Origin of the sequence: Promicromonospora kroppenstedtii DSM 19349 (genome assembly GCF_000515355.1) — a bacterium.
GTDB classification, from domain to species: domain Bacteria; phylum Actinomycetota; class Actinomycetes; order Actinomycetales; family Cellulomonadaceae; genus Promicromonospora; species Promicromonospora kroppenstedtii.
Map to the genome: position 1 here is coordinate 3,795 of NZ_KI911583.1, position 1,385 is coordinate 5,179.

Consider the following 1,385-nt stretch of genomic DNA (forward strand, 5'->3'; position numbering starts at 1 on the left):
GCTGGACCAGGCCGCCGTGGTGGTCGCCGGCGGGCGCGGTACCGACGGCGACTTCGGTCCCGTCGAGGACCTCGCGGACGCGCTCGGCGCCGCGGTCGGCGCGTCCCGCGACGCTGCGTTCGAGGGCTGGTGGGACTCGTACGTGGGGCAGACCGGCGTCACGATCGCCCCGCGGCTGTACATCGGCGCAGGCATCTCCGGCGCGCCCCACCACCGCGGCGGCATGCAGGCGTCCCAGGTGATCGTCGCCGTGAACAGCGACCCGGAGGCGCCGATCTTCGAGATCTGCGACTTCGCCGTCGTGGGGCAGCTCGCCGACGTGCTCCCGCAGGCCGCGGCGGAGATCCGCAAGCACAAGGGCTGAGGCCCGGGTCGAGGTCCGGCGGCTCCCGGGCCGGCCTTGCCGACCGACTCGCAGGGCGGCCGGGCCCGTTCTCCTTCGAGGCCTGAGTCTCTTCGCTCCCGGCTGCCGCAAAGCGAAGAAACTCAGGCCTCGAAGGGGACGGCACCAGGAAGGTGCGCCGGCCCCCTCCGAGGTGGTGGAATGACGTGATGGAGCCGTTCGTGATCCCCGCACGCGGCCTCGGGCCCGCCGAGCGGCGCCGGGTCGCGCGGCACCTCCTGCTCGACGGCTTCGGACTCGACGCCCAGGAACGTCTCGCCGCGTCGCGGGTGGTCGTCGTCGGCGCGGGCGGCCTCGGCTCGCCGGTGCTCCAGTACCTCGCGGCGGCGGGCGTGGGCACGCTCGGCATCATCGACGACGACGCCGTCGACGTCTCCAACCTGCAGCGCCAGGTGCTGCACACCGCGGCCGACGTCGGACGCGGCAAGACCGAGTCGGCCGCCGACGCGCTGCGCGGGCTGGCCCCCGAGGTCGAGGTGATCGCCCACCGCGAGCGGCTCACGAGGGACAACGCGGCCGAGATCCTGGGCGGCTACCACCTGGTGGTCGACGGCTCCGACACCTATCAGACGCGCTACGCCGTGTCCGACGCCGCCGCGGGCCTCGGTCTGCCCGTCGTCTGGGGCACGGTGCTGGGCTGGGACGGTCAGGTGAGCGTGTTCTGGTCGGCCGCACCGGACGGGCACGCGATCACGTACCCCGACGTGTTCGGCCCGCAGCCGCCCGAGGGGGAGTCCTGCGAGACGGTGGGCGTGCTGAGCCCTGCCTGCGGCGTGGTCGGCTCGACCATGGCGGTCGAGGCGGTCAAGCTCCTGACCGGCACGGGGGACCCGGCGCTGGGCCGGCTGCTGGCCTACGACGCGCGCACCTCGGGGTGGGACACGATCGAGCTGGCGGCGCCGTCCGCGGAGGCGGCGGCCGCCGAGGTGCCAAATCCGGCTCCCGGCGCGCCCTCCGCCGCGAACCCCGTCTCGGAGGCCCC

At 74.8% G+C, this 1,385-nt stretch carries 2 protein-coding genes; both read left to right on the forward strand.

The window, feature by feature from the left end; genetic code table 11:
• A partial coding sequence (locus tag PROKR_RS02485; RefSeq protein ID WP_036959344.1) for an electron transfer flavoprotein subunit alpha/FixB family protein occupies window positions 1-364 on the forward strand: 364 nt, incomplete at its 5' end.
• A gap of 188 nt (window positions 365-552) precedes the next feature.
• Window positions 553-1,385, forward strand: an 833-nt coding sequence (locus PROKR_RS02490) for a HesA/MoeB/ThiF family protein (protein ID WP_051432609.1), incomplete at its 3' end; no start/stop codon positions are given.